Annotated in this window: 19 protein-coding genes; 7 read left to right on the top strand and 12 right to left on the bottom strand. The window is 74.6% G+C overall.

From position 1 onward, the window contains the following. Window positions 1–9: 9 nt before the first annotated feature. Window positions 10–600, bottom strand: a complete 591-nt coding sequence (locus ACFXHB_RS24195; RefSeq protein WP_380576689.1) for a DNA-3-methyladenine glycosylase I — start codon at window positions 598–600, stop codon at window positions 10–12. After that, complete coding sequence (locus ACFXHB_RS24190; protein ID WP_380576688.1) at window positions 597–1,019, bottom strand: DivIVA domain-containing protein; 423 nt, start codon at window positions 1,017–1,019, stop codon at window positions 597–599. Before ACFXHB_RS24190 ends, ACFXHB_RS24195 begins: the two co-directional genes overlap by 4 nt. A gap of 173 nt (window positions 1,020–1,192) precedes the next feature. Between ACFXHB_RS24190 and folP the strand changes: the two genes are divergently transcribed. Continuing rightward, window positions 1,193–2,005: a dihydropteroate synthase gene (folP, locus tag ACFXHB_RS24185; protein WP_380576707.1), complete on the top strand. Its 813-nt coding sequence runs from the start codon at window positions 1,193–1,195 to the stop codon at window positions 2,003–2,005. Between the two features lie 150 nt (window positions 2,006–2,155). Here the strand turns inward: folP and ACFXHB_RS24180 are convergent, their stop codons facing one another. Both ACFXHB_RS24180 and dapE read right to left on the bottom strand, forming a co-directional pair. Next, entirely contained in the window at window positions 2,156–2,965 is an 810-nt protein-coding gene (locus tag ACFXHB_RS24180; protein WP_380576687.1) for a TIGR00730 family Rossman fold protein, read from the bottom strand. Between the two features lie 134 nt (window positions 2,966–3,099). Further along, on the bottom strand, window positions 3,100–4,173 hold the full coding sequence (gene dapE / locus ACFXHB_RS24175; RefSeq protein ID WP_380576686.1) for a succinyl-diaminopimelate desuccinylase: 1,074 nt from the start codon (window positions 4,171–4,173) through the stop codon (window positions 3,100–3,102). A 120-nt stretch (window positions 4,174–4,293) separates the two neighbouring features. Between dapE and ACFXHB_RS24170 the strand changes: the two genes are divergently transcribed. Further along, a complete protein-coding gene (locus tag ACFXHB_RS24170; RefSeq protein WP_380576685.1) occupies window positions 4,294–5,316 on the top strand; it encodes a hypothetical protein in 1,023 nt (340 codons plus the stop codon). A gap of 395 nt (window positions 5,317–5,711) precedes the next feature. Further along, window positions 5,712–6,485: a hypothetical protein gene (locus tag ACFXHB_RS24165; protein ID WP_380576684.1), complete on the top strand. Its 774-nt coding sequence runs from the start codon at window positions 5,712–5,714 to the stop codon at window positions 6,483–6,485. A gap of 83 nt (window positions 6,486–6,568) precedes the next feature. On the opposite strand, the gene dapC is transcribed toward ACFXHB_RS24165, so the two are convergent. Both dapC and fdxA read right to left on the bottom strand, forming a co-directional pair. Further along, window positions 6,569–7,720: a succinyldiaminopimelate transaminase gene (gene dapC / locus ACFXHB_RS24160; RefSeq protein ID WP_380576683.1), complete on the bottom strand. Its 1,152-nt coding sequence runs from the start codon at window positions 7,718–7,720 to the stop codon at window positions 6,569–6,571. 21 nt (window positions 7,721–7,741) lie between these two features. Further along, window positions 7,742–8,071, bottom strand: a complete 330-nt coding sequence (gene fdxA / locus ACFXHB_RS24155) for a ferredoxin (protein WP_329489462.1) — start codon at window positions 8,069–8,071, stop codon at window positions 7,742–7,744. A 262-nt stretch (window positions 8,072–8,333) separates the two neighbouring features. Here fdxA and ACFXHB_RS24150 point away from each other — a divergent pair, with 262 nt between their 5' ends. Both ACFXHB_RS24150 and ACFXHB_RS24145 read left to right on the top strand, forming a co-directional pair. Continuing rightward, the gene (locus ACFXHB_RS24150; protein WP_380576682.1) at window positions 8,334–9,215 is read left to right on the top strand and encodes a GNAT family N-acetyltransferase; all 882 of its coding nucleotides are present in this window, start codon (window positions 8,334–8,336) and stop codon (window positions 9,213–9,215) included. A gap of 147 nt (window positions 9,216–9,362) precedes the next feature. Beyond that, window positions 9,363–10,256, top strand: coding sequence for a transglutaminase family protein (locus tag ACFXHB_RS24145; protein ID WP_380576681.1), 894 nt, complete (start codon window positions 9,363–9,365; stop codon window positions 10,254–10,256). Between the two features lie 32 nt (window positions 10,257–10,288). Here the strand turns inward: ACFXHB_RS24145 and ACFXHB_RS24140 are convergent, their stop codons facing one another. From ACFXHB_RS24140 to ACFXHB_RS24130, 3 genes are all read right to left on the bottom strand, one after another. Further along, window positions 10,289–10,915 carry a response regulator gene (locus ACFXHB_RS24140; protein ID WP_380576706.1) on the bottom strand — a complete coding sequence of 209 codons (627 nt, stop codon included), beginning with the start codon at window positions 10,913–10,915 and terminating at the stop codon, window positions 10,289–10,291. Window positions 10,916–11,030: 115 nt separating this feature from the next. Continuing rightward, window positions 11,031–12,617, bottom strand: coding sequence for a murein biosynthesis integral membrane protein MurJ (gene murJ, locus ACFXHB_RS24135; RefSeq protein WP_380576680.1), 1,587 nt, complete (start codon window positions 12,615–12,617; stop codon window positions 11,031–11,033). A 65-nt stretch (window positions 12,618–12,682) separates the two neighbouring features. Continuing rightward, window positions 12,683–13,840: a lipid II:glycine glycyltransferase FemX gene (locus ACFXHB_RS24130; RefSeq protein ID WP_380576679.1), complete on the bottom strand. Its 1,158-nt coding sequence runs from the start codon at window positions 13,838–13,840 to the stop codon at window positions 12,683–12,685. A 140-nt stretch (window positions 13,841–13,980) separates the two neighbouring features. On the opposite strand from ACFXHB_RS24130, the gene ACFXHB_RS24125 reads away from it, so the two are divergent. Both ACFXHB_RS24125 and ACFXHB_RS24120 read left to right on the top strand, forming a co-directional pair. Continuing rightward, complete coding sequence (locus ACFXHB_RS24125) at window positions 13,981–14,646, top strand: response regulator (protein WP_380576678.1); 666 nt, start codon at window positions 13,981–13,983, stop codon at window positions 14,644–14,646. Continuing rightward, window positions 14,643–16,067, top strand: a complete 1,425-nt coding sequence (locus ACFXHB_RS24120) for a sensor histidine kinase (RefSeq protein WP_380576677.1) — start codon at window positions 14,643–14,645, stop codon at window positions 16,065–16,067. The genes ACFXHB_RS24125 and ACFXHB_RS24120 overlap by 4 nt, the downstream gene beginning before the upstream one ends. A gap of 24 nt (window positions 16,068–16,091) precedes the next feature. On the opposite strand, the gene ACFXHB_RS24115 is transcribed toward ACFXHB_RS24120, so the two are convergent. From ACFXHB_RS24115 to ACFXHB_RS24105, 3 genes are read right to left on the bottom strand one after another with little or no spacing between them, the layout of a single operon-like run. After that, a complete protein-coding gene (locus ACFXHB_RS24115) occupies window positions 16,092–17,327 on the bottom strand; it encodes a sensor histidine kinase (protein WP_380576676.1) in 1,236 nt (411 codons plus the stop codon). A gap of 8 nt (window positions 17,328–17,335) precedes the next feature. Beyond that, window positions 17,336–18,058 carry an ABC transporter permease gene (locus tag ACFXHB_RS24110; protein WP_380576675.1) on the bottom strand — a complete coding sequence of 241 codons (723 nt, stop codon included), beginning with the start codon at window positions 18,056–18,058 and terminating at the stop codon, window positions 17,336–17,338. Beyond that, window positions 18,055–19,008: an ABC transporter ATP-binding protein gene (locus ACFXHB_RS24105; RefSeq protein ID WP_380576674.1), complete on the bottom strand. Its 954-nt coding sequence runs from the start codon at window positions 19,006–19,008 to the stop codon at window positions 18,055–18,057. The genes ACFXHB_RS24110 and ACFXHB_RS24105 overlap by 4 nt, the downstream gene beginning before the upstream one ends. Window positions 19,009–19,193 lie beyond the last annotated feature (185 nt).

Below are 19,193 nucleotides of genomic sequence, written 5' to 3'. Positions count from 1 at the left end.
CGGCCGGACCTAGGCCGCGGGCTTGGCGCTCCGCACGTGGCAGTCCGCCAGATGGTCGTCGACCAGGCCGCAGGCCTGCATCAGCGCGTACGCGGTGGTCGGGCCGACGAAGCGCAGGCCCGCCTTCTTGAGCGCCTTCGCCAGCGCCGTCGACTCGGGCGTGACGGCCGGCACCTCCGCCAGGGTGCGGGGGGCCGGGCGGTCCGGATCACCGGCGTACTGCCAGATCAGCGCGTCCAGGCCGCCGTCGAGGTCGCGGGCGACCCGCGCGTTGGCGATGGACGCCTCGATCTTGGCCCGGTTGCGGATGATGCCGGTGTCGCCGAGCAGGCGCTCGACGTCGGCCGGGCCGAACTCGGCCACCTTGTCGATCGCGAAGCCCTCGAACGCGGCCCGGAACCCCTCACGGCGGCGCAGGATGGTGATCCAGGAGAGGCCGGACTGGAAGGCCTCCAGACAGACCCGCTCGAACAGCGCGTCGTCGCCGTGGACCGGTCGGCCCCACTCGGTGTCGTGGTAGACCCGGTAGTCCTCGGTGGAGTCGCCCCAGCCGCAGCGGCGCAGGCCGTCCGCACCGAGCACCGCACCGGTGTCGGTCACTGCTCCGCCGCCGGCCGCGCGTCCTCGGGGTCCTTGGTCAGCGTGACGACCGGCTCGACGACCTGGGCGAACTCCTCCAGACCGGGCAGCGGTTCGGCCCCGGCGTCCGGGCCGCCGGTGGCCTCGACGGCGCCGCGCACCACGGTGGCGGCCTCCAGTTCGGCGATCCGCGAGTCCCGGTAGGCGAGTTCCGCGCCGAGCCGGTCCAGGACGTCGTCCACCTCGTCCATCCGGTAGCCGCGCACGGCCATCGGCAGCCGGATGCCGTCCACGTCGTCCCTGCTCAGCGGACGGTCCTGCGGCAGCCGGGCGGCGATGCGGTCCTGCACTGCCTCCGGCAGCGAGCCGCCCCCACCGAGCGCCACCAGCGCGGCGCCTCCGACCACGACGGCCATCGCCACCACGATCACCCAGAACACGAGCGTCCTCCCGACTTCCCTGCCGGCGCTGACAACAGTGCCCGGCTCACGATCATGACAGCATGGTTCCCGATAGGCCGGGGGCCATCATCGCACCCGGAGCAGCTGTGGAGGAGACATCGGTGGCACTGCGCCTGGGACCACGGGAATTCGGTGACGACGAGCTGGTGATCATGGCCATCGTCAACCGCACCCCGGACTCGTTCTTCGACAAGGGCGCCACCTTCGCGGACGAGGCCGCGTTCGCCGCCGCCGACCGCGCGGTGGCCGAGGGCGCCGCGATCCTGGACATCGGCGGGGTGAAGGCCGGACCGGGCGACGAGGTCACCGTCGAGGAGGAACTGCGGCGCACCGTGCCGTTCGTGGCGGAGCTGCGCAAGCGCCACCCGGAGGCCGTGATCAGCGTGGACACCTGGCGGCACGAGGTCGGCGAGGCGGTCTGCGAGGTCGGCGCGGACCTGCTGAACGACGCCTGGGGCGGGGTCGACCCGAAGCTGGCCGAGGTGGCCGCCCGGTACGACGTCGGTCTGGTCTGCACCCACGCGGGCGGCGCCGAGCCGCGGACCCGGCCGCACCGGGTCGGCTACCCGGACGTGATGGCGGACATCCTGCGGGTGACCGTCGGGCTGGCCGAGCGGGCGGTCGGCCTGGGTGTGCGGCGGGACGCGGTGATCATCGACCCGGGGCACGACTTCGGCAAGAACACCCGGCACTCGCTGGAGGCCACCCGTCGGCTGCCCGAGATGACCGCGACCGGCTTCCCGGTGCTGGTCTCGCTCTCCAACAAGGACTTCGTCGGCGAGACGCTGGACAAGCCGGTGAACGAGCGGCTGCTCGGCACCCTGGCGACCACGGCGGTGTCGGCCTGGCTGGGCGCGCGGATCTACCGGGCGCACCAGGTCGCCGAGACCCGGCAGGTGCTGGACATGGTGGCCTCGATCCGGGGCACCCGCCCCCCGGCGGTGGCCCGCCGCGGGCTGGCCTGACGGCCGGCCCGCCCGGGGCCCGGGCCGCCTCCGGAGGACGGACGGACGGGCCGGCGGCGGACCCCGTCCGGGCCGGCCCCCGCCCGCCGGATCCCGCCCGCGCCAGATCTCGTTCGCGCCAGATCTCGTTCGCGCTAGATCTCGTTCGCGCTAGATCTCGTTCGCGGGGCGCCGGGCGTCGGCGAGGATCTTCATGACCTCGTCGATGTCGTCGGTGATGTGGAACAGCTCCAGGTCGTGCGGGGCCGCCTTGCCCTGCGCGACGAGGGTGTTCTTCAACCACTCGTAGAGGCCGCCCCAGTACTCGCTGCCGAACAGGATCACCGGGAAGCGGGTGACCTTCTTCGTCTGCACCAGGGTCAGCGCCTCGAACAGCTCGTCCAGCGTGCCGAGGCCGCCGGGCAGCACCACGAAGCCCTGCGCGTACTTCACGAACATCGTCTTGCGGACGAAGAAGTAGCGGAAGTTGAGCCCGAGGTCGACGAACTCGTTGAGCCCCTGCTCGAAGGGCAGCTCGATGCCGAGCCCCACGCTCAGGCCGCCGGCGTCCGAGGCGCCGCGGTTGGCCGCCTCCATCGCGCCCGGGCCGCCGCCGGTGATCACCGCGTAGCCGGCCTCCGCCAGCGCCCGGCCGATCGCCACGCCCGCCGCGTACTCGGGGGAGTCGACCGGGGTCCGGGCGGAGCCGAAGACGCTGATCGCGGCCGGGAGTTCGGCCAGCGCGCCGAAGCCCTCGACGAACTCCGAGGTGATCCGCAGCACGCGCCACGGGTCGGTGTGCAGCCAGTCCGTCGGGCCGGTGGTGTCCAGCAGGCGCTGGTCCGTCGTGCTGGTGCCGACCTGGTCCCGGCGCACCAGCACCGGGCCCTTCTGCTTCTCGGGCCACGCCTTCTTCGGGCGCGGCTCGCCCACCTGCTCGGGTCCGTGTCCGTAGTGCTTTTCGTCTCCAGTGCCTGTCATGACGAAACCCTACGCCCGCCGATCCCGGTTTTCAGGCAACGGTGAAAGGTCGGTTGGGCAACCGGAAGATGGCGTTCGACCACCGGCCGGCCGGTCCGGGCGGCCCGAGCGCCGAGCGGACCGGCCGGGGCGGCTCAGTCGGTCAGCCAGGCGCGCAGCCGCTCCTCGGTCTCGGCGATGGCGCTGAGCGAGCAGTGCTCGTCCCGCTTGTGCGCCATGTTCGGGTCGCCCGGGCCGTAGTTGACCGCGGGGATGCCGAACGCGCTGAACCGGGCCACGTCGGTCCAGCCGAACTTGGCCCGGGCGACGCCGCCGGTGGCGGCCAGGAAGGCCCGGGCGGCGGGCTGGTCGAGGCCGGGCAGGGCGCCGGGGGCGGAGTCGGTGACGGTCACCTCGAAGCCGTCGAAGACCTCGCGCAGGTGCTTCTCGGCCTCCGCCTCGTCCCGGTCCGGCGCGAAGCGGAAGTTGACCGTCACCACGCACTCGTCGGGGATGACGTTGCCGGCCACCCCGCCGTCGATCCGGACGGCGTTGAGGCCCTCGCGGTACTCCAGACCGTCGATCTCGACCCGGCGCGGGCGGTAGGCGGCGAGCCGCCCGAGGACCTCGGCGGCGTGGTGGATGGCGTTGTCGCCGAGCCAGCTGCGGGCCGCGTGCGAGCGCACCCCGGTCAGCCGGATCTGGACCCGCATGGTGCCCTGGCAGCCGCCCTCCACGGTGGCCCCGCTGGGCTCCATCAGCACGGCGAAGTCGGCGGCCAGCCAGTCCGGGTGCCGCGCGGCGAGGTGGCCGAGGCCGTTGCGGTTCGCCTCCACCTCCTCGCAGTCGTAGAAGACGAAGGTGAGGTCCCGGTTGGGCTCGGTCAGGCCGGCGGCCAGCCGGAGCTGGACGGCCACCCCGGACTTCATGTCCGAGGTGCCGCACCCGTAGAGCAGGTCGCCCTCGACGTAGGACGGCACGTTGTCGGCGATCGGCACGGTGTCCAGGTGGCCGGCGAGCAGGACGCGCTCGGCACGGCCCAGACCGGTGCGGGCGACCACGTTGTTGCCGTAGCGGTCCACGGTCAGGTGCGGGTAGGCCCGCAGCGCCGCTTCCACGGCGTCGGCGAGCGCCTGCTCGTCGCCGCTGACCGAAGGGAAGTCGACCAGCCGTGCGGTCAGCGCACCACCGTCGAGAGTGAGGTCCAGGGGCGTCTCAGAGCTGCTCATGGTCCTTCAGCCTAGTCGCGGGCGACCGGCCGTCCCACGCCGCGGAGCGCAACCGGTGGCGCCGCACATCCGTCCGAGTGGGTACGGTGTCCGATCAGGAGCAGGTGGAGAGGGGCGTCGGTGGGCAGGAAGAGGAGCGGCGGTCAGGGCAGCGACACGGCGCCCCGGCGGCGGCGCGGGCCGTTGCGCGCGGTGCTGATCGTCCTGCTGGCGCTCGTGGTGGTCGCGGTGGGCCTGTACTGGCTGCGCGACACGAAACTGACCCCCGAGGGCTGTTCGGTGAAGACCCCCTCGGGCGAGGGCACCTTGGAGATCCCGCAGGTGGCCAACGCCGCGACGATCGCCGCCGTGGCGCACTCGCGCGGGCTGCCGGACCGGGCGGTGACCATCTCGCTGGCGACGGCGATGCAGGAGTCCAAGATCCGCAACCTGGCGGGCGGCGACCGGGACTCGGTCGGCCTGTTCCAGCAGCGGCCGTCGCAGGGCTGGGGCACCGTGCAGCAGATCATGGACCCGGTCTACGCGACCAACAAGTTCCTGGACGGCCTGATCAAGGTCCCCGGCTACACCCGGCTGCCGCTGACCGACGCGGCGCAGCAGGTGCAGAAGAGCGGCTACCCGCAGGCGTACGCCAAGCACGAGACCAAGGCGACGCTGCTCGCCTCGGCCCTGACCGGCCGCGAGGCCGGCGCGCTGAACTGCGTGGTGCACGACTTCGCCGCCCCCGAATCGGCGGAGGACGACGCCACGGCGGACGGCACCGGCTCGGCCGCGCCCTCGGCCGCACCGGCCCCCCGGCCGGACCGGACGCAGGCGCTGACCGACCGGGTGCGCCGCGAGTTCGGCCGGACGGTGACGCCGGCGGCCGGCTACGTCTCGACCGTCAAGGGCGCCGAGAACGCCGTCTCGCTGACCCCGGACCCGGCGGCCAGCACCGACGCGGGCCCGGACACCGAGCGGCAGAACGGCTGGGAGGTGGCGCACTGGGCGGTGGCGCAGGCCCAGCAACTGGGCATCGAGACGGTCGCCTACGACGGGAAGATCTGGCGCAGGTCCAACTCCGAGAACGGGTGGAAGCCGCAGCCGACCGGCACCTCGACCAAGCTGGTGCTGGTCTCGGTCGCACCGGTCGGCAAGGCCTGAGGCAACCCCGCGCAAGGCCCGCGCAAGGCCCGCCGAGGCCTCGCCGAGGACGCCGCGGGGCCGCCTGCGGACACCGGGCGCGCGAGTGGTCGGACGGGCCGTCCGGCGGGCTGACGCACTGGTGTCCGGGTTGCCGCCGAAGGAGTGATTCCGGTCAACCCGGCTGGACGCTCCGGCCGGCGCCGGGGCGGCGACGCGGAACCGTCACTTCCCTTGGCCCGCACCGCCTCCGCGCCCCCGGCCGGACCGCCCGCCACCCGCCGGGGCCGGGCCGACGATCGGATCGTCGGTAAGACCGTTTCCTTGCACCAGCCGAAACCTTCTGGCTTCTCAAGCGGTAAGAACGTCGTCCGCCCGGCGGACAGGACGGACCCAAGACCCCTTCGAGGAGCCCCATGTCTCACTCCCTCAAGCGCCGGATCGCCCAGGCCGCGCTGCTCGTGGCGGCCGGCGCGACCCCGCTGGTCGCCGCCGGCACCGCGTCCGCCGCCGACGCGCTGCTGCCCAAGTCCGACCTGGCCGCGCCGCTGGGCCAGCTGACCAACACCGACGCGGGATCCACCCTGCAGCACACCACCCACGAGCTGGGCCAGGCCGCCGGGGACACCGGCGCCGCCACCGTCGCCGCGGGCGTCCCGGCCACCGCCGACGCCACCGGCAACATCGTCGCCCACCAGCTGCCCGAGGCGAACGAGAAGGCCGGCTCGCTGACCGCCCCGGTCGACAAGACCGCGGCCACCACCGGCCAGCTCTCCGCCGTCACCCCGAAGGTCGCCGCCGCGCTGGCCGGCAAGCTCGGCGAGGCCGTCACCGGCGGCCCCGGCGCGACCGGCCGCAGCGCCGGAGCCGGCGCCAACCCGGTCGGCGGGCTCTCGCAGACCGCCGGCCTGACCCAGGGCCTGCCGGGCGCGGGCGCGCTCAGCGGCGCCGTCCCCGGTGCCAACGCCGTGACCGACGCGCTCCCGCTGTCCGCCCTGAGCCGCGCGCTGCCGGCCGACGCCACCTCCGCGCTGCCCGGCGCGGACGTGCTGGGCCTGGCCGAGCACGGCTCGGCCAACCGCCTGGGCGGCGCCGACCTCGGCCCGAACTCCCCGCTGGCCGGCCTCGGCCCGATCACCGGCCTGCTCGGCGGGATCGGCGGCGGCGGCCTCGGCGGCCTGCCGCTGTAGTCCGCGCCGGCCGGCCGTAGGCCCCGTACGACACCGAAGGGGCCGGTGTTCCTCCTCGGAACACCGGCCCCTTCGCACTGTCCTCAGCGCGCCGCGTTCAGCCGTTCCACGGCCGCCGCGACCCGCTCGTCGGTCGCGGTGAACGCGACCCGGACGAACGCCGCGCCCGCCGGCCCGTAGAAGTCGCCGGGCGCCGCGAGGATGCCCAGCTCGGCCAGTTCGGCCACCGTCTCCCAGCACGGCCGGTCCTGGGTCGCCCACAGGTACAGGCTCGCCTCCGAGTGCTCCACCCGGAAGCCGTACGCCTCCAGTGCCGCGCGCAGCGCCGCCCGCCGGGCCGCGTAGCGCCCGCGCTGCTCGGCCACGTGCGCGTCGTCCGCGAGCGCGGCGACGACCGCCGCCTGGACGGGGGCCGGCACGATCATCCCGCTGTGCTTGCGCACCCCCAGCAGCTCCTTGACCACCACCGGGTCGCCTGCCACGAAGGAGGCGCGGTAGCCGGCCAGGTTGGAGCGCTTGGAGAGCGACTGGACGGCCAGCAGGCCCTCGTGGTCGCCCCCGCAGACGTCCGGGTGCAGGACGGAGACCGGCTCGGCCTCCCAGCCCAGCTCCAGGTAGCACTCGTCGCTGACCAGCAGGGCCCGGTGCTCGCGGGCCCACTCGACCGCGCGGCGCAGCTCGTCGGCACCGAGCACCCGCCCGGTCGGGTTGGACGGCGAGTTGACCCAGAGCAGGCGCACCCGCGAGCCGTCCAGCTCGTCCACCGAGTCGTACTCGACAGGCTCCGCGCCGCAGAGCCGCGCGCCCACCTCGTAGGTCGGGTACGCCAGGCGCGGGTAGGCCACCTGGTCACCGGGGCCGAGGCCGAGCTGGGTCGGCAGCCAGGCCACCAGCTCCTTGGAGCCGACGGTGGGCAGGACGGCCTGCGGGCCGATCTCGGCGCCGACCCGGCGGCGCAGCCAGCCGGCGATCGCCTCGCGCAGCTCCAACGGGCCCCAGACCGTCGGGTACCCGGGGGCGTCGCCGGCCTCGGCCAGCGCCTTCTGGATCACCTCGGGGACCGGGTCGACCGGGGTGCCCACCGAGAAGTCGCAGAGCCCGCCGGGGTGCGCCAGCGCGGTCTTCTTGTACGGCTCCAGCTTGTCCCAGGGGAAGACCGGCAGGAGATCGGAAACGCGGCGCGCCGCCCCCGGGTGACCCGGGAACGGCGCGGGCGTGCTGTTCTTGGTACTCACAGCTCAGTTGCCACCGATCGTTCAGTGCTCGTCGGTGTTCTGCGGCGGCAGAGCGGCGATGAAGGGGTGGTCGCGCTCGATCAGGCCGAGCTTCGAGGCGCCACCGGGCGAACCGAGGTCGTCGAAGAACTCGACGTTCGCCTTGTAGTAGTCCTTCCACTCCTCCGGAGTGTCGTCCTCGTAGAAGATCGCCTCGACCGGGCAGACCGGCTCGCAAGCGCCGCAGTCGACACACTCATCCGGGTGGATGTAGAGCGATCGCTCGCCCTCGTAGATGCAGTCAACCGGGCACTCTTCGATGCAGGCCTTGTCCTTGACGTCGACACAAGGCTGCGCGATGACGTAGGTCACGCTGTCGTTCCTCCTCGGAAGGGCTCGGCGGCCCATTCGGTTTGCTCGCGTGCGCGGGTGAGCGCGGCGTCGTCGATGCCCGCCCCTAGTATCGCGGGTCGGAGACCGCAAATGCACAGGAGGTGCCCAGATGGCGGCTGACGGGCCGGTCCAGAACCGTCCGGAGGTCCGGATAGATCGCTCTGACGTGGGACTACGAGTGTCAGTTCGGCGTGTCGCGGAGTTCGTGGACGACAGGCCGGTATTCCGCGATGTGATCGGCGTGCTCACATCCTGGGACGATCGTGAACTGACCGTCGTCCCCCGGAGCGGCGATCCGGTCACCTTCGCGGAGAACCGGCTGGTCGCGGGCAAGGTGGTGCCGCTGTTCCCGGCCCGGCGGGCGGCACTGCCCGTCGCCTCGCCCCTGGAGCTCCAGCGGATCGCGGCGCGCGGCTGGCCCGCCGTCGAACAGCAACCGCTCGGTGAGTGGACGCTGCGTGCCTCCGCCGGCTTCACCCGGCGGGCCAACTCGGTCCAGGCGCTCGGCGACCCCGGCCTGCCGACGGCCGAGGCGCTCACCGCGGTGCGGGACTGGTACGCGGCGCGCGGGCTGCCCGCCTGGGTGGAGGTCAGCACGCCCGGCTCGCCCGCGGAACTGCGCGACGAGCTGGACCGGCTCGGAGCGGCGTACTCGCCGACCCTGGTGCGGGTCGCGGCACTGGCACCGCTCGCCCGGCTCGGCTCCGGCCACGGCCGGGTGCGGCTCGCCCGGACCGCCGGCGCGGAGTGGATGTCCCGGTACCGGCGGGTGAGCGGCGACCCGGCGGTGGAGGAGGCGGCCCGACGAGTGATCCACGGCGGTCCCTCGGTCTGGTTCGCCACCGTGCCGGGCGCGCCGGGCGGGCCGCCGACGGCCGTCGGACGCTGCGTCATCGACGGTCCGTGGGCCTGCTTCGGCGCGATCGAGGTCGCCCCGGACGCCCGCCGCGCGGGGCTGGCCACCGCGGTGATGGCGGTGCTCGCCGCCCGCGCCGCCGAGGAGGGCGCGACCGCCGCCTACCTCCAGGTCGAGGCGGAGAACGACGGTGCGATCGCGCTCTATGACGGACTTGGCTTCACGACCAGTCACACTTACCACTACGCACGTCTGCCCCAGGGGTAGGACGGGCGGGCCGGCATGCCCGCCGGTCCGACCGTTCGATTCCACGCCCGTCACACCCGGCAGTACCGCCTGGCAGTACCCGTCCGTCCGTCCCGCCTGTCCGTCCGTCTGTACCGCCCCGTCTGTCCCGCCTGTCTGTCCGCCCGTATGAAAGCCGTCGCCGCCACCGTGACCGAGCAGAGCAGAGCACGCTTCCGGACCGAGGCCCGGGCCGAGCACCCCGATCCGGTGCTGCTCTGTCTGCTCGCGGCCGCCGAACACAACCCCGTCCTGGACCCGGACGACCCCCGGGACCCACCCACCCTGGACGCCCTGCTGGCCGCCTGCGAGGCGGCGCTGGAGCGGCACGCCGCCGCCGTCCGGCTCGCCGTCGCCGAACGGGCCCCGGCCGGCCCGGAGGAGACGGCCGCGCTGCTGGCCGCCGTGCTCGGCGGGCGGGAGCGGTTCCACGGGCGGCGGTCCGACTACCGGCGGCTGGAGTCCTCGCTGCTGCCCGACGTGCTGCGGCGCCGGCGCGGACTGCCGATCATGCTCGCGCTGGTCTGGACGGCGGTCGGCCGGCGGGCCGGGGTGCCGGTGCACGGGATCGCGCTGCCGGGCCACTTCATCGTCGCGGTCGGCGGCCCGGGCGGGGGTGACGACTACGTCCTGGCCGACCCGTTCCACGGCGGGCGGCTGCTCGACCTGGAGGACGCGGCCGACCTGGTCCGGGCCACCGGACACCCGTTCTCGCCCGAACTGCTCACCCCGGCCCAACCGCTGGACACCGTGCTGCGGGTGCTCGGCAACATCCGCTCCTGGGCCGCCGAACGCCCCGAGCACGCCCGGACCCAGCTCTGGGCCACCGAACTCGCCCTGCTGCTGCCCCGCCACCCGGCCCAGCTCCGGCTGGAACGCGCGGAACTGCTGGTGCGGACCGGTGACTTCCTCGGCGGCTCGACCGAGATGAACGCGTACGCGGAGATCCTGGACGCCTTCGACCCGGACACCGCGTCGAAGGTCCGTCAGGAGGCCCGGGCGGCCCGGCACCGGCTCAACTGAGCCGCGCCGGGCCCGGCACCACGGCCCCGCCGCTACAGCCAGCCCTTCTCGTGGGCGATCCGGACCGCCTCGGCCCGGTTGCGGGCCGCGGTCTTCTGGATCGCCATCGACAGGTAGTTGCGCACCGTCCCCTCGGACAGGTGCAGCCGCCGGGCGATGTCGGCGTTCACCGAACCGTCCGCCGCGGCCGCCAGGACGTCGCGCTCGCGGGCCGTCAGCGGGTTGGCCCCCTCCGCGAGCGCGGCGGCGGCCAGCACCGGGTCGATCACCCGCTCGCCGCGCAGCACCCGGCGGATCGCCTCCGCCAGCTCGGCCGCCGGGGCGTCCTTCACCAGGAAGGCGTCCGCGCCCGCCTCCATCGCCCGGCGCAGGTAGCCGGGACGGCCGAAGGTGGTCGCGATGACCACCTTGGTCCGCGGCCGGGCCTGGCGCAGCAGCGCCGCCGCCTCGATCCCGGTCATCCCCGGCATCTCGATGTCCAGCACCGCGACCTGCACGTCGTGGGCGATCGCCGCGTCCACCACCTCGTCGCCGCGCCCCACCTGGGCCACCACGTCGATGTCCCCCTCCAGCCCGAGCAGCGCGGCCAGCGCCTCCCGGACCATCCCCTGGTCCTCCGCCAACAGCACGCGGACGGACGGGGCACCGTCGCTTCGCATCTCACTCATGCGGTCGACCCTAGGGCCCACGGGCGCGGCGGTGTCGGCGGTACGTCCTCCGGGGGCGCCGGAGGACGTACCGCCGGGCGGTCGGGACCGTCCGGCGCCGCCGCGCTCAGCGCCGGCGCAGCCGGGCCGTCAGGACGTCCAGTTCCGCCACCCGCAGCAGCCGGGCGAGCAGCAGGAACACCACGCCCAGCGCGACCCCGCCCAGCGCCAGCCCCGCCCACGCCCGGTCGACCGCGTGCGCCGCCGCCCAGGCCGCCGCACCGGCCGGCAGGGCCGCCGCGAGCAGCTTGGTGTGCGTCACCACCACCCGCCGGGCGTCCAGCCCGCCGAGCCGGCGGCGCAGCAGCAGCCCCGCGCCCGCCGCCGCCAGCAGGAACGATCCGCCGTAGCAGGCGGCCATCCCGGTCACCGCCCAGCGCGGCGGCAGGCAGTGGTAGCAGAGCAGCGAGCCGGCGGCGGCCGCCGTGACCGGCAGGAGGTTGAGCAGGAACGGCGTCCGGCTGTCCCGCAGCGCGTAGAAGACCCGGGTGAGCGCGTACGCCGCCGAGTACAGCACCAGTCCGGGCGCGAAGGCCGTCAGCATCCACCCGATGGCCCGCACATCCGCCTCCCCGGCTCGGCCGTGCCCGAACGCGACCGTCGCCAACTGTGGCGCCAGTACGGCGAGTCCGCAAGCGGCCGGCACGGTGACCACGGCCACCGTGCGCAGCGCCCGGGAGGCGAGCCCGCGCACCACCGACAGCTCCGCGGCGGCCGCCGCCGCGCTCATGCCCGGCAGGACGGCCGTCACCAGGGACACCGTCATCACGCCGTGCGGCACGATCCACAGCAGGTAGGCGCTGCTGTAGGCGGTGTAGCCGGCGCCGCCCGGCACTCCCGCCGCCGCGGCCTGCTCGCCGACCGCCGTGGAGAGCCGCGTCACCACCCAGTAGCCCGCCTGGTCGGTCAGCACCAGCAGCAGGGTCCAGCCGGCGGCGCGCACCGGATCACCGAGGCCGGCCGCCCGCCAGTCCCAGCGCGGGCGCAGCCGTACGCCGGCGGCCCGCAGGCAGGGCAGCAGGGCGGCGCTCTGCGCCACCACGCCGAGCGTCGTCCCGGCGCCCAGCAGCATCAGCTGGGTGTCGGTCAGTGCCCCGCTGCCGGGCATCGCCCCGAAGACCGCGATCACCACCAGGTTGTTGAGCACCGGTGCCCAGGCCATCGGCGCGAACCGCTGCCGCGCGTTGAGCACCTGACCGAGCACGGTGAACAGGCCGTAGAAGAAGACCTGCGGCAGACAGAGGTAGGCCAGCAGCACCGTCCGGTCCAACTGCTCGCCGCGGTAGGAGGTGTAGGCCCGGACGATCCACGGCGCCGCCGGCACCACCACGGCCGTGATCACCACCAGGACCGTCACGAGCAGCGTGACCAGCCGGTTGATGTGCGCCGCGCCGCCGTCCTCGGACTCCCGGGCCGACCGCACCAGGTGCGGCACCAGCGCGGTGTTCAGCGTGCCGCCGATCAGCAGCACGAAGAGGATGTTGGGCACGGTGTTGGCCACGTTGTACCCGTCGGCCGACACCCCGGCGCCGAGGACGGCGACGACCAGCGCGGCGCGGACGAACCCGGTGGCGCGGGACACGATCGTCCCGCCGGCCATCACCAGACTCGCGGGCAGCCGGCGGCGGGGCCTGCGGCGACCGGAGCGCTCCATCGGCGACCCCTTCCGCAGCGAGGCACCGACTACTGTGTTCTCGGCGCCAGTTGTCCTGAAACGACTCACCCCTGCCGCCGGGCCAGATAGCGGCGGAACGCCAGGTGCAGCGGCCGGTTCAGGGCCAGCTCCCACTCCCCCGAGCCCTCCACCACCCGGCCGCCGGTACCGAGCTTCCAGCGCAGCAGCCCGTAGTCGGGGCCGTCCGGGTCCAGCGAGGGCTGGACGCCCCGCAGGTCGTACTCGTCGGCGCCCAGCCCGTGCGCGGTCTGGATCAGCGCCCACTGCAGGGCGTTGCTGGGGCGGACCTCGCGCCCCGCCGAGGCCGAGCCGCCGGTCAGGTACCAGGCGCCCCGGCCGACCGTGACGAAGGTGTGCGCGGCCAGCACCTCACCCCGGTGCCTGGCCAGGAACAACCGCATCCGGCCCGGCCGTTCGGCGTTCAGCTCGGCGAACTGCCGCCGGTAGTAGGCGAGTCCGCGGCCGAGGTCGAAGCCGCCCCGCCGCTCGGTCTCCCGCAGCAGCGCGAAGAAGGACTCCAGATCCTCGGCCGAGCCCTCGACGACCTCCACCCCGGCGCCGCGCGCCCGGCGGACGTTGCGCCGCCACTCGGCGCTCAACCCGTCCCAGACCGAACCGAGTTCACGCCCGGCGAGCGGCAGGCGGAAGGTGTACCGGGGCTGGGTGTCCCGTGCCGACGGCACCCAGCCGAGCGCCCGGAGCCGCTCCGCGGCCATCGCGCCGACCGGGTCGACCACGTCCGGCAGGACGTCCCGCAGCTGCCGGACCGCGCCGGCGCGCACCGCCGCCCGAATCGTCCCCGCCTCCCAGACCCGCAGGGCCGGCGGCGGCCCGATCCGCACCGTGAACACGCCGCGCGAGCGCAGCGCGGCGGCCAGCGGCGCCAGCCACCGCCCCAGGTCCGGCGCGGCCCAGTCGATCACCGGCCCCTCGGGCAGGTAGGCGAAGCTGCGGCCGAGCCCCGGGACCTCCCGGTACAGCACCAGCGCGGCCCCGACCGTCCGCCCCTCGGCCCCCGTCCAGGCCAGGCTCTCGGACCGCCACCCCTCCTTCACCCGGCCCCAGGACGGGCACTGCAGAAAGCTCACACCGCCGTGCGCGGCGGCCCAGGCGGCATGCTCCGCCGCCGGTATCGACACCAGCCGCAGCGGTCCGGTGTCCGCGGGGCCGGCGGCCACGCCCTCCGGGACGACGACAGTCATCGGCGCACCCCTCTCGCGTCGGGCGCCGGACTGGAGCGCCGGCGAACGGCGAGAGCATGCGCCCGGGCGCCTGAAGCGAGGCTGAGAAAGCTGAAGATCCTTTAAGCAACCGTCCGGGCCCCGCTGACGTCCTGGTCCGCATGGAGATCCTGGTGGTGGAGGACGACCCCCAAGTGGCCGCCGCCGTCCGGCGCGGGCTGGAGGCCGAGGGCTACACCGTCGACCTCGCCCCGGACGGCCTCACCGGCCTCCGGCTGGCACAGCGGCACGCGTACCGGGCGATCGTGCTCGACATCATGCTGCCCGGCCTCAACGGCTACAAGGTGTGCGAGGCCCTGCGCGAGGGCGGCAGCACCACGCCGATCCTGATGCTGACCGCGAAGGACGGCGAGTACGACGAGGCCGAGGGGCTGGACACCGGCGCCGACGACTACCTCGTCAAACCGTTCTCCTACCTGGTCTTCCTCGCCCGGCTGCGCGCCCTGCTGCGCCGCAGTGCCGCCCCCGGCGCGCTGCTGCGGGTCGGCGGCCTCTGGATGGACCCGGCCGCCCGCCGCTGCGGCCGCGGCGACGCCGAGATCACCCTCACCGAGCGCGAGTTCGCCGTCCTGCGGTGCCTCGCCGAACACCCGGGCGAGGTGCTGTCCAAGCGCCGGATCGTCGACGAGGTCTGGGACATCGCCTTCGACGGCGAGGAGTCCATCGTCGAGGTGTACATCAGCATGCTGCGCCGCAAGGTGGACACCCCGTTCGGCCTGCGGTCCATCACCACCGTGCGCGGTGCGGGCTACCGGCTGGAGCCGTGAGCGTGCTCGAACGGCTCTCCGTCCGGGTCCGCACCTCGCTCGCGGCCGGTCTGGCGGCGGCCCTGCTGCTCGGCGGCGGCGCCTGGTGGCTGCGCGACCACATGTACCGGGCGCAGTTCGCCGTCGCCGAGGCGGAGGCACAGCACCAGGCCCGGGAGATCAGCCGCAGTCTCGCCCACGGCCAGGCACCGGCCGCCGGCGACCTGGTGCCGTACGTCGCCCTCGACAAGGACGGCCGGGTGTTCGCCCTCGGCGGTCCGCTCACCACCCAGCGGCTGACCGGCCCGCCGCCGCCGGCGGCCCCGGAACACGCCGCCGAGGACTGGGCGTCCCATGGGCAGCGGATCAGCGTCGGCCCGGCGAGCCCGGCCGCCGCCAACCGCTTCTCGGGGCGCGCCTTCACCGCCATGGGCGCGTGGGCGATGTACTTCCGGGTGTCAGACGTCACCGGCCCCAGCTCCCCTCCGCTCGGCCCGGTCACCGTCTACGTGCCGGCCACGCCGTTCGCCGCCGAGGCCGCCGTGCGCACCATCGACCCGGTGCTCCAGGCGGGTGTGCCGGCCGCCGCGCTGCTGGTCGCGCTGATCGCCTGGGTGGCGACCGGCCGGGCCCTGCGGCCGGTCGAGGCGATCCGCGCCGAACTGGCCGCGATCGGCGAACACCGACTGGACCGCCGGGTGCCGGTGCCGAGGTCCGGCGACGAGATCGCCCGGATGGCGACCACCACCAACGCCACCCTGGACCGGCTGGAGCGCTCGGCCGTCCAGCAGCAGCGGTTCGTCGCGGACGCCTCGCACGAGCTGCGCAGCCCGATCGCGGCGCTGCGCACCAATCTGGAGGTGTCGCTGGCCCATCCCGAGCGCACCGACTGGCCGGCCGCCACCCAGGAGGCGCTGACCTCGGTCGAGCGCCTCCAGCACCTCACCGAGGACCTGCTGTTCCTGGCCCGCGGCGCCCACCCGGCGGCGGCCGGGGCGGACACCACCGTCGACCTCGCGGCCGTCGTGGGCGAGCTCGCCGACCAGTACCGCCCGGCCGTCGGCGACCGGCTCGCCCTGCGGGTGGAGGCGCCCGACCCGGTGCCGGTGCGCGGCAGCCGGATCCGGCTGCACCGGCTGGTCCGGAACCTGCTGGACAACGCCCGGCGGCACGCGGAGTCGGAGATCGTGCTGGTCGCCAGGGGCACGGCGCACGGCTGCGTCCTGGAGGTCCGCGACGACGGGCCGGGGGTCCCGATGGCGGACCGCGCGCGGATCTTCGAACCGTTCACCCGGCTCGACGAGGCGCGCAGCCGTGACGCGGGCGGCAGCGGCCTCGGCCTGGCGATCGCGGCCGACATCGCGACCCGGCACGGTGGCACCCTGCGGGTCGCCCACTCCCCGCGCGGCGCCCGCTTCGTCCTGGAGCTCCCCGGGCTCTGACGCCGGTGGCCCCGGCGAGGGCCCTCAGGCGACCGGGACGGTCCGCAGTGGCACCAGCGCGCGCAGCCGGAAGCCCCGGCCGCGGTCGCCCGGTCCGGTCTCCAGCCGGCCGCCGACCAGCGCCAGTCGCTCCTCCAGACCGGAGAGCCCGTTGCCCGGACCGGACTTGCCGGGCCCGGCCCCGTCGTCGGAGATCTCCAGGACGGCGAACCGCTCGCCGTCGCCCTCCCACGTCTCGTCCGCCCGCACCCTGCAGAGCGTGGCGCCCTCGCCGTGCCGGACGATGTTGGTGACCGCCTCGCGCAGCGCCCAGGCCAGCGCACCCGCCTCCTCGGTGGCCAGCCCCGGCCAGGCGTCCACCAGCTCCGGCGACGCCTCCAGGCCGACCTGCGCGGCCGCCAGCGCCGTCCGGGCGGCGGCGAGTTCGACCGGCAGGGTGGGGCGGCGGAAACCGCTCACCGCCTCCCGCACGTCGATCAGCGACTGCCGGGCCACCCCCTCGATGTCGGCGACCTGCGCCCGCGCCGCCTCGTCCTTGCCGCCGTCCATCAGGCGCCCGGCCAGCTCGCTCTTCAGGGTGATCAGCGACAGCGAGTGGCCGAGCAGGTCGTGCAGGTCCCGGGCCATCCGCAGCCGCTCCTCCGAGGCCGCCAGATGGGCGACGGCGGCCCGTGCCTCGCGCAGTTCCTTCATGGTCGCGACCAGGCGCTGCAGTCCGGTCATGGCGGCCCCGGAGAGGAAGGCGGTGAGCGCGAGGGTCGGGATGTCACCCCCGTCGGCGTGGCTGAGCAGCCCGACCACGACGGTCAGCCCGGCCATCGCGGCGACCCCGGCGAGCGCGAAGCGCGCCGGCGCGATGATCCCGACCGCGACCGAGGCGTAGGTGAACAGCGTGAGCCACGCGGTGCCGAGGCCGAACGCGGTGACGATCGCGATCAGGACCATCGTCGCGACCACCACCCGGCCGGCCGCCGGCCGCGTGCCCGCCGTCGAACGGAGCACCACCAGACCGACGTAACAGCCGACGAAGACCACCAGGGCGGTCCAGCCGGCCACCGTCGCCGACGGCGAGTGCCCGCCCTTGAGCAGGTCGCTCACCGGGTAGAGCAGGTAGACCATCCAGAGCAGCATCCAGCTGACCTTGACCAGCAGCTGGCGCCGGTTCTCCACCGGGGCGCCGGGGACGTTCCGGAACGACACCCGCCCGCTCCCCGCGTCCGGCTGCTCGTCGGACCGGTGGGCGCGGGGCGTGTCGTGCATGGAGGTCATCATGCCCGCCGGGTGTCCCGGCGGTACAGCGCGGCCGCGGCCGCGACGAAGACCACCAGGAAGCCGGCCAGACCGGCCACCGCGGCCAGGTCCAGCGAGTGTCCGGGCTGCGTGAAGGAGGCGAGCCGGTTGTACAGGTACACCGGGTTGAACCGGGCGACGCTCTCCAGCGTGCCGCTCACCGGGAACCAGGTGCCGCCGAACAGCGCCATCGCCATGTAGGCGATCATCACGACGGTCTGCACCGAGTCCGGCGCCGCCGCGTAGCCGAACGCCACGCCGAGCGCCGCGAAGACGAAGCTGCCCAGCCAGAGCGCGGCCGCCAGCCCGGCCCACTGCCCGGCGCTCAGCGACACGCCCTGCGCGGCGCCGACCGCGAAGACCACCAGGATCGCCGGCAGCGTGGTCACCGCGCCGGCGGCGACCTTCGCCAGGGTGTACGCCCGGCCGGGCAGCGCGGTCAGCCGCAGCTGCCGCGTCCAGCCGCTCGCGCGCTCCAGCGAGATCCGCTGGGCGCTGCCGGTCAGCACCGAGCCGACGGCGCCGAAGGTGGCCATCGAGACCATGAAGTAGGTCTTCACCGGCAGTCCGCCGGCCCGGTCGGCGTCGCCGTAGGCGTTGACGAAGAAGACGTACATCAGCGCCGGGTAGAGGATCGTGAAGAGCAGGTACCTCCGATTGCGCAGGGTGCGGGTGATCTCCAGCCGGACCAGGGTGGTCATCGCACGGCCTCCGTCGCGAACTCGGTACCGGCGGCGTCCTGCTCGCCGGTGATGGTCAGGAAGGCCTGTTCCAGGCCCAGGCCGGTGACCTCCAGGCCGCGCGGGTACAGACCCGCCCGGTAGAGACCGGCGACGCCCGCGTCGGCGTCCGCGGTCCGGATCCGGACCGTCCGCACCCCCGGGACCCGGGCGCTGACGTCCAGGGCCAGCACCCCCGGCAGGCCGCGCAGCGCCGATTCGTCGAACGGGGCGTCCGCGTCGTGCAGTTCGAAGGTGATCCGGCGGGCCCCGGCCTTCGCCTTGATCTCGGCGGACGAGCCGTCGGCGATCAGGCGCCCCCGGTGCAGCACGAGGACGCGGTCGGCGATCGCGTCCGCCTCCTCCAGGTAGTGGGTGGCGAACAGCACCGTGCGCCCGGCGTCGGCCTGCGTCCGCATGCTCGCCCAGAAGGACTGGCGGACGGAGACGTCCATGCCGGTGGTGGGCTCGTCCAGCACGATCAGGTCGTTGGCCCCGGCGATCGCCAGGGCGAAGCGCACCCGCTGCTCCTGGCCACCGGAGAGCTTGTCGACCCGCCGCTCGGCCAGGTCGGTGATCCCGGCGTCGGCCAGCACCTCCCGGACGGCCCGGCCGCGCGGGTGGACGTCACAGGCCAGCGTGACCAGTTCGCGCACCTTGACGTCGGCCATCAGCCCGCCGCTCTGCAGCATCGCGCCGACCCGGCCGGCCGCGATCGCCGCGCGCGGGGCGCCGCCGAACAGGGTGACGCTGCCGCGGTCCGGCTCGCGCAGGCCGAGCAGCAGGTCCAGGCTGCTGGACTTGCCGGCGCCGTTCGGGCCGAGCAGCGCCACGGTCTCGCCCGGCCGCAGCACGAGGTCCAGGCCGTCGACGGCCCGCACCTTCCCGTAGTTCTTGCCGACGCCCCGGAAGGCGGCCACCTCGGTGTCCATCGCCCCGGTCCTCTCCTCTGCTGGTGTCGTTCGCACCACCACAGAGTCCCGCGCGGGCCCGGCCCGCCGGCAGTGCCCGCCGTCGTGGGGGGGGGGGTGCAGGATTTGATGGCGGAGCACGCCCGCGCGCGGGGGCCGCCCGCCCCCGGGCGGGGGGGGCCCCGGCCGACAAGCCGGGGCGCGGG

The organism is Kitasatospora sp. NPDC059327 (assembly GCF_042752535.1).
Lineage (GTDB): Bacteria > Actinomycetota > Actinomycetes > Streptomycetales > Streptomycetaceae > Kitasatospora.
The sequence above is the reverse complement of the archived record's forward strand: the minus strand, read 5'-3'. Positions and strand labels throughout refer to the sequence as shown.